Below are 8,222 nucleotides of genomic sequence, written 5' to 3' on the forward strand. Positions count from 1 at the left end.
TCACCTTTGCTCGACGACAGACGAAAAAACGGTTGACGATGGAGTCGTCGTTCGTCCATCGTCAACCGTCATCATAAAACAAAGGCGCTTCGTCGTCTATCCGATTCTTGCGCTCAAAGCAGGGCCGGAGACCTCTCAAGTTATCCGGGTATCAGAAGCCGTTCTTGCCAATGCCTTCCAGGAAGTCTACGTTGTTCGAGGTCTGGGCCATGTTCTGGATGATGGCTTCGGTGGCGTTGGTGATGTCCATGCCGGCGCCGTTGGGCGGCGTGCCAATCATCTGGCCGAACATGCGGCGGATGAGCCAGACACGGGGCGTGATGTCGGGGCCAAGCAGTAGCTCTTCGCGGCGGGTGGACGAGCGCTCAATATCGAAGGCCGGGAAGATGCGGCGCTCTTGCAGTTTGCGCGAGAGGTGCAGTTCCATGTTGCCCGTGCCTTTGAATTCTTCGTAGACCACGTCGTCCATGCGCGAGCCGGTGTCCACCAGGCAGGTGGCAACGATGGTGAGCGAGCCGCCTTCTTCGATGTTGCGGGCCGCGCCGAAGAATTTCTTGGGCGGGTAAAGGGCGGCCGGGTCGAGGCCGCCGGAGAGGGTGCGGCCCGACGGGTTGACGACGAGGTTGTAGGCGCGGGCCAGGCGGGTAAGCGAGTCGAGCAAAATGACGACGTGTCGGCCAGCCTCCACCAGCCGTTTGGCGCGTTCGAGGGCCATCTCGGCCACGCGCACGTGCGACTGCACCGGGTCGTCAAACGTGCTGGCCACTACTTCGGCGTCCACCGAACGATCCATGTCGGTCACTTCTTCGGGCCGCTCACCGATGAGGGCGACCATGAGATGCACTTCGGGGTAGTTATGCGAGATGGCATTGGCCACCTGCTTGAGCACCGTGGTCTTGCCGGCTTTGGGCGGTGAAACGATCAGGCCGCGCTGGCCTTTGCCAATGGGGGCGATGAGGTTGAGCAAGCGGGTGGCGAGGGTGTGGCGGTCGGTTTCGAGATCAAAACGTTCCAGCGGAAAGATCGGGGTGAGGCTTTCAAAGGAGGGGCGGCGTTTGGCAATCTCGGGGTCAACGCCGTTGACGGCCTCCACCCGGATGAGGCCGTAATACTTTTCGGACTCTTTGGGGGCGCGCACCTGGCCGATCACCATGTCGCCCGTTCGCAAGCCAAAGCGCCTGATCTGCGACTGGCTGACGTAAATGTCGTCGTCGCCGGGCAGGAAGTGATCGGAGCGCAGAAAGCCAATGCCGTCGTCAAGAATCTCCAGCACGCCGCCGCGCAGTTCCAGGTTTTGCTTTTCGGCGTTGGCTCTCAGCAGGCGGATGATGAGGTCATCCTTCTTGAGGCGACTGTAGTTGGTAATCTCCCAGTCGCGGGCAACGCCGCGTAGTTGGTCAAGCGTCTTCTTCTCAAGATTGGCAATATCAATTGTGTCTTCTTTGGCTGGCATAAATTGTTCTCGGGGTGTGTTTGAAGAATGGGCAAAGCCCTGAACAGGAATCAACAAGTAGGGCACCAGCCAGGTATCAGGCTGGTGTCCTCAACTCTCAATTGAGTAGTAACGCGCAATTCACAAAAACAGAACCTGCTTGAAATTTTGAGGGGCGAACAGCGAATGGGGGTGAACGCTGTAGCAATTTACCTAGATTGGCGGCGATTGTAGCATTAGGGCGGGTCTGTGTCAATTAGTCAAATGCTACTGCCGAGAACTGCATCAGCTTGTCCAGACGGTGGCGGGCCGTCACCTCGCGCACCGTGCCAGACTTGGAGCGCATGACCAGCGAGTGCGTGCGCGCGCCCGAGCCGTAATATTTCACCCCGTCGAAGAGTTCGCCATCGGTGATGCCGGTGGCGGCAAAGAAAACATTGTCGCCGGCCACCAGGTCGTCCATCGTGAACACCTTGTCCAGGTCGTAGCCCTGCGCCTCGCCCCGGTCAATCTCGTCCTGATTGCGCGGGTAAATCTTGCCCTGGATCTCGCCGCCCATGCACTTGAGGGCGCAAGCCGAAATGACACCTTCGGGCGTGCCGCCCACACCCATGAGCAGGTCAATGCCTGAGTCCGGCCAGGCGGTCATCAGCGCCCCGGCCACGTCGCCGTCGGTGATCAGCCGGATGCGCGCCCCGGCTTTACGCACTTCGGCGATCAGGCCGGCGTGGCGTTCACGGTCGAGGATCATCACCGTCAGGTCGTTCACGTCGCAACCTTTGGCCCGGGCGACTGAGCGCAGGTTCACCGTCGGCGTCGCCTCAATATCAATCATGCCCTTGCCCGCCGGGCCGACAGCGATCTTGTTCATATAGACAAACGGGCCGGGGTTCCACATGGTGTGCCGGTCGGAGATGGCGACAGTAGAGAGCGAGTTGGCCCGGCCCAGAGCCAGCAGGCGCGTGCCGTCAATCGGGTCTACGGCGATATCCAATTCCGGGGCGCGGCCCGTGCCCAGCCGTTCGCCGTTGAACAGCATCGGGGCTTCATCCTTCTCACCTTCGCCAATGACGACAATGCCGTCCATGTCAACCGAGTTGAGGACGAGACGCATGGCATTGACCGCGGCGCGGTCGCCGCCGATTTTGTCGTTGCGGCCCATGAACCGCCCGGCGGCCATGGCCGCCGCTTCGGTCACGCGCACCAGTTCAAGCGCCAGATTGCGTTGGGGTTCTTCGTTCGGGGACATAGAGGCTCCGCTGATGACGGCGGGCGGCAAGACGACCGACGACAAGCTATCGTCCATCGTCTTTCGTCCGTCGTCTATTGGAAAAATAGAAGTATTAGAAAATACGAAAGCGGCACGGCGACGATCCACGAATCGATCCGGTCGAGCAGGCCGCCGTGCGCGCCGAGCAGGTTGCTACTGTCTTTGACTCCGACCTGGCGCTTGAGCATAGAAATGCCCAGGTCGCCCAACGTGCCGACGAGCGATACGAACAAACCGATCACCGCGCCGGAGCGAAACCCTACCGCCGAGTCTGGCCCAGCCCGGAAACTGCCGAGCGCTCCGAAGAGGGCGCCGAAGAACACGCCCCACAGGATGCCGCCGATGAATCCTTCCCACGTTTTCTTGGGGCTGAGGCGCGGCGACATGTGATGCTTGCCGAGGCGGCTGCCGACGGTATACGCGCCCGAGTCCGAGAACCAGATGGCGGGCAGGATGGTCATCGTCCACGAGAGGCCGGCGGGCAGAGCGCGCACCAGCATAAAGTAGCCGCCCATCCAGCCCAGGTAGATCATACCGGCCACGGTGATGGCCCAGTCGGCGCCGGAGGCCTGAGCGCCGCGCTCGAAATCAACCAGGTGCCAGGCCGTGGCCGCCACCAGTAAAATTGCCAGCGCCCCGCCGCTCAACACCGCCGCTTCGGGTTCCAGAGCCGGCCACAACGTGGGGGCCGATTGAGCCAGGAGCAACAGAAACGTCCCGCCTACGATCAGCCATTGAGCCGGGCGATAGCCGCCGCGTCTCATGATCTGGGCGTACTCGTGAGCGGCTGGCAGAAAGAAACAAAGCAGGAGGCCAAAGTACAGAAAGCCTCCCTGAAAAATAAAAAAGATGCCTGGCGGGATGAGGAGAAGGGTGACAATCAGGCGTTGTCGAAGCATGAAGAAGGAAACGGGCCGTTCGTTAGAGGCCGCCAAACCGGCGGTGGCGTTTCGCAAATTCTTCGAGCGCCAGTCGTAGTTGCTCTTTGTCGAAATCGGGCCAGTACACCGGGGCGATATAATATTCGGAATACGCGCCTTGCCAGATGAGGAAGTTGCTGACGCGTATCTCGCCGCTGGTGCGGATGATCAGATCGGGGTCGGACTGGCCGGCGGTGTAGAGATGGTTGTTGAGCAGTTCTTCCGTCACCGCTTCGGGCGGCGTGCCCTCGGCGACGATGGCCCGAACGGCTTCCACAATTTCGCTCCGCCCGCCATAGTTGAAGGCGACGTTGAGGACGAGGCGGTTGTTGCCCCTGGTGAGCTTAATAGCCTGGCGCACTTTTTCGGCAAAGGCGGGCTTGAGGCCTTCCAGCTTGCCGATGTGGCGCAGTTGGACGCCATTGCGATTCAATTGATCGAGTTCGCGATCAATAACCTCCTCGAAGATCATCATCAGCCCGCTCACTTCTTCGGCGGGCCGCCGCCAGTTTTCGGTGGAGAAGGCGTAGATGGTGAGGGTGCGGATGCCGAACTCGACGCAGGCTTCGATCACCCGGCGCAGGTTGTCGGTTCCGGCTTTGTGCCCGGCCTGGCGGGGCAGGCCGCGTTGTTTGGCCCAGCGCCCGTTGCCGTCCATGATGATGGCGACGTGAGACGGGGCGTTTTCAAGAACGGGTGTGGCGTTTTTGTCGGCCATTAAATCTGTTTGATCTCTTCTTCTTTCTTTTTCCCCGTCGCTTCGATCAGCTCGACATACTTGTCGGTGAGCTTCTGCAGGTCTTCCTCGCCGCGCTTCAGTTCATCTTCGGAGATGATCTTTTCCTTCTCAAAGTCGCGCAAGTCGTTGTGCACATCGCGGCGCACATTGCGCACGGCTACTCGCGCTTCCTCAAGCCGGTGATGCACGACTTTGATCAGGTCACGGCGGCGCTCTTCGGTGAGCGGCGGGATGGCCAGCCGGATGAGCTTGCCATCGTTGGAAGGGTTGAGGCCCAGGTCGGAGGCCAGAATGGCTTTCTCGATGGTCTTGATGGAGGTGGCGTCGAATGGTTTGATGGTGAGCAGGCGCGGCTCGGGGGCCGAGATGGTGGCAAGTTGCATCAGAGGCGTGGGCGTGCCGTAATATTCCACCGGCAGTTTTTCCACCAGCGCCGGCGAGGCCCGCCCGGTGCGAACCGTGGCCAGCGATTCTTCCAGCGACTTCAATGCGCCTTTCATGCGATCTTCAGTTTCACGCAGGGCATCTTTGACCATAGTCTCTCCAAATTGTGAATAAAAGAGTGGGATTTCGTGCAGGCCATAGCATAACGCAAAAGGGGCATTTTTGCGAGACAAGCCGTGCCAGCTTCAAACCCGGCGATAGTGTATCACAAACAGAGAGGCGGCCTGGTGGCCGCCTCTTTTCTAATTTGTGTTGGAGCGAGTTGACAACTCGCTCTACAATTTTCTAGCGTCGATCTTTGAGCAGGTCGCGAATCTCGGTGAGCAGTTGCTCTTCCTTCGTCGGCCCGGCCGGCGGGGCCGGTTTGACCTCTTCCTGCTTCTTGAGGCTGTTGGCAACGCGCACAACCATGAAGATCACAAAGGCGATGATCAGAAAGTCAATAATGTTGTTGATAAACAAGCCGTAGTTGAGGGTGGGCGCGCCAACGGCCTGCGCCTCGGCCAGGCTTGCAAACGGCCCGCCCTTGAGCGTGAGAAACAGATCGCTAAAATTCGCGCCGCCGAGCAAAAGGCCGATAGGCGGCATGACAATGTCGTTGACAAAAGACGACACAATCTTGCCGAATGCGCCGCCGATGACGACGCCGACGGCCAGGTCAAGCACATTACCCCTCATGACAAATTGCTTGAATTCGTTGAACATGCTTCCTCCTCCTGGAAGTGAATAAGCGCCTATCCGAATAACCGGAAAGACCCTTCAAATTCGACGCCTGTGCCGGCGCTACCGGGAAATGATCGTGCCCACTTGCTCGCCGAACATGGCCCGCCGCAAACTGTCGGGGTGCCAAAGGTTGAGGACGAGGATGGGCATGTCGTTTTCCATGCACAGCGAAATGGCGGTGCTATCCAGCGCCTTCAACCGTTTGTTGAGGGCGTCAATGTAAGTGAGGTGGTCAAACTTGACGGCGTCGGGGTTGGTCTTGGGATCGGAGTCATAAACGCCATCCACTTTAGTGGCCTTCACCATCACGTTGGCGTCAATCTCCATTGACCGCAACGCCCCGGCAGTGTCGGTGGTGAAGTAGGGGTTGCCGGTTCCCCCGGCAAAGATCACCACCCGCCCCTTTTCCAAATGACGGATGGCCCGGCGGCGGATGTAAGGCTCGGCGATGGCCCGCATCTCAATTGCGCTTTGCACCCGCGTCATCACCCCGATCCGCTCCAGCGCGTCTTGCAGGGCCAGGGCGTTCATCACGGTGGCGATCATGCCCATGTGATCAGCGGTGGCTTGTTCCATGCCGCGCTCGATGCCGTCGCGCCCGCGCCACAGGTTGCCGCCGCCAATGACGACGGCCACTTCGATGCCGTCGGCCTTCACGGCCTTGATGCGTTCGGCCAGGAAGGCGGCCTCGTCCGGGTCAATGCCCTGGCCGCCGGGTTTGGAGAGGGCCTCGCCGCCAAGTTTCAACAACACCCGTTTATATTTGGGAAGTGCCATTCCGGTCTCCAGAGCCAGCGCAGATAATAAAGAACGGGTAACTTGTGGTTACCCGTCCCTGTTTTAATTCCCCAACTCATACCGGGCAAAGCGCCGGATGTTCATGTTTTCGCCGATGGCGGCGATGGCCTCGGTGAGCATCTGGCCGATGGCAATCGACTCGTTTTTGACGAACGGTTGCTTGAGCAGGCAGACCTCTTCGTAATATTTTTCCGCCGGGCGGCCTTCGGCTTTCACCGCTTCCAGTTCAGCTTGCGGCACGTCGGCGACATCCAGGTACTTCGGGTTGGCCATGGCAATGTGCAGAGCCAGTTCGTGGGTGAAGTTCTGGAAGGCTTCGGTCTTGGCCACAAAGTCGGTTTCACAATTGACTTCCACCATCACCGCCACCCGGTTGCCGGGATGAACGTAGACTTCCACCCGCCCGTCTTTGGTGAGGCGGTCGGCCTTCTTGGCGGCTTTGGCCAGGCCTTTTTCTTTGAGCCATTCCATCGCCTTGCCAAAGTCGCCGTTGTTCTGTTCCAGCGCATTTTTGCAGTCGAGCATGGCCGCGCCGGTGGCCTCGCGCAGTTTCTTGACATCAGCCGCAGAGATCGCCATAAGTTAAGCCTCGCCCTCGCTCGTTTCAACATTGTCGTTGGCTTCATTCTCAACGGCCGCCTCGGCGACAGCCGCCTCGCCCTCAAACGCCAGTTCGCCGCTAGCCAGCTTGGCCAGAGTAGCCGCGCCGAGAAGTGATTCATCTTTCTCTTCAATCTCGGCATACTGGCCGCCTTCGCCTTTGTCGGTTTCTTCGCCGTGAGTTTCTTTGTAGGCCGCCCGGCCTTCAATGACGGCATCAGCCATTTTGGCGACGATGAGTTTGATGGCGCGAATGGCGTCGTCGTTGGCCGGGATGACGTAGTCCACGTTCGACGGGTCACAGTTCGTGTCCACCAGGGCGATGACCGGCACGCTCATGATGTTGGCTTCGCGCACGGCGGTGTGCTCGTGGCGCACGTCCACCACAAACAACAGGTCGGGCACGTTTTTCATGATGCTGATGCCGCCCAACCGCTCCTGAAGCTTGGCGATCTCGCGGGTGATCATCAGGCCTTCTTTTTTGGTGATCAACTCAAAGTCGCCCTTGTCGCGGCTGTTCTCGAGCCGCTTCATTTCGTCGAGACGCTCTTTCATGGTGCGCCAGTTGGTGATCATGCCGCCCAGCCAGCGGTTGGTGACGTGAGGCGTGTTGCACCGTTCGGCTTCTTTGGCAACCGCCTCTTGCGCCTGGCGCTTGGTGCCCACGAAGAGAATGGTTCCCCCGCGCGCGGCGGTGTCTCGCACCAGGTTGTAGCACTGGTCGAGTGAAGCGAGAGTCTGTTGCAAATCAATAATGTGGATGCCGTTGCGTTCGGTGAAGATGTAGGGCTTCATCCGAGGGTGCCACTTCTTGGTGCGGTGGCCGAAGTGGACGCCCGTTTCGAGCAGGGCTTTCATAGAAATGACGGCCATTGAGGAATCTCCTTTTTCGTTTTAGTCGGCCGCCTCTCTTCTTTCTCGGCCAGAGCCGCGTGGCCTACGCGGCACGACTGGCAAAGTCTAAGAGGCGTGAAAATTTCCCGCAGAACGGGATGGGCAAATGATACCATACGAACCAGAGGGCGGCAAGGGATGGGCTATAATCGCGGTTGGAAGTTGGACGCCTCACGCAGAGAATTGGAGATTGGATAATGTCATCACGAGGAACGACGATTGCGATTGCGGTTGGGTTGGCCGCCTTTTTGTGTGTGTGCATGTTGGCCTTAATCGTCCTGGGCGGGCTGTTGTTCGTTGCCTTTTCGCGAACGGCGATCGGCCCGGGGCCGATTGCCACTGCCCTGCCTCTCTTCAGCGCCACGCCCGCCGTCACTCAATCCGCCGCGTAGGGCGGTCAGC

At 59.5% G+C, this 8,222-nt stretch carries 10 protein-coding genes; 1 reads left to right on the top strand and 9 read right to left on the bottom strand.

Annotation, left to right across the window (positions count from 1 at the left end):
• Positions 1–151 precede the first annotated feature (151 nt).
• The 9 genes from rho to rpsB form a co-directional block, all read right to left on the bottom strand.
• A complete protein-coding gene (gene rho / locus HYZ49_20715) occupies positions 152–1,453 on the bottom strand; it encodes a transcription termination factor Rho (GenBank protein ID MBI3244708.1) in 1,302 nt (433 codons plus the stop codon).
• 235 nt (positions 1,454–1,688) lie between these two features.
• Entirely contained in the window at positions 1,689–2,681 is a 993-nt protein-coding gene (gene glpX / locus HYZ49_20720) for a class II fructose-bisphosphatase (GenBank protein ID MBI3244709.1), read from the bottom strand.
• Between the two features lie 74 nt (positions 2,682–2,755).
• The gene (locus tag HYZ49_20725) at positions 2,756–3,658 is read right to left on the bottom strand and encodes a CDP-archaeol synthase (protein MBI3244710.1); all 903 of its coding nucleotides are present in this window, start codon (positions 3,656–3,658) and stop codon (positions 2,756–2,758) included.
• Entirely contained in the window at positions 3,624–4,340 is a 717-nt protein-coding gene (locus HYZ49_20730; GenBank protein MBI3244711.1) for an isoprenyl transferase, read from the bottom strand. Before HYZ49_20730 ends, HYZ49_20725 begins: the two co-directional genes overlap by 35 nt.
• Complete coding sequence (gene frr, locus HYZ49_20735) at positions 4,340–4,897, bottom strand: ribosome recycling factor (protein MBI3244712.1); 558 nt, start codon at positions 4,895–4,897, stop codon at positions 4,340–4,342. The genes HYZ49_20730 and frr overlap by 1 nt, the downstream gene beginning before the upstream one ends.
• 193 nt (positions 4,898–5,090) lie before the next feature.
• Positions 5,091–5,510 (bottom strand): large-conductance mechanosensitive channel protein MscL, encoded by a 420-nt coding sequence (gene mscL, locus HYZ49_20740; GenBank protein MBI3244713.1) that lies wholly within the window; start codon positions 5,508–5,510, stop codon positions 5,091–5,093.
• 78 nt (positions 5,511–5,588) lie between these two features.
• Complete coding sequence (locus HYZ49_20745) at positions 5,589–6,305, bottom strand: UMP kinase (protein ID MBI3244714.1); 717 nt, start codon at positions 6,303–6,305, stop codon at positions 5,589–5,591.
• 63 nt (positions 6,306–6,368) lie between these two features.
• A complete protein-coding gene (gene tsf / locus HYZ49_20750) occupies positions 6,369–6,905 on the bottom strand; it encodes a translation elongation factor Ts (GenBank protein ID MBI3244715.1) in 537 nt (178 codons plus the stop codon).
• 3 nt (positions 6,906–6,908) lie between these two features.
• Positions 6,909–7,799 carry a 30S ribosomal protein S2 gene (rpsB, locus tag HYZ49_20755; protein ID MBI3244716.1) on the bottom strand — a complete coding sequence of 297 codons (891 nt, stop codon included), beginning with the start codon at positions 7,797–7,799 and terminating at the stop codon, positions 6,909–6,911.
• Positions 7,800–8,017: 218 nt separating this feature from the next.
• On the opposite strand from rpsB, the gene HYZ49_20760 reads away from it, so the two are divergent.
• Positions 8,018–8,212, top strand: coding sequence for a hypothetical protein (locus HYZ49_20760; GenBank protein ID MBI3244717.1), 195 nt, complete (start codon positions 8,018–8,020; stop codon positions 8,210–8,212).
• Positions 8,213–8,222: the final 10 nt, after the last annotated feature.

The organism is Chloroflexota bacterium (assembly GCA_016197225.1).
Lineage (GTDB): Bacteria > Chloroflexota > Anaerolineae > Anaerolineales > VGOW01 > VGOW01.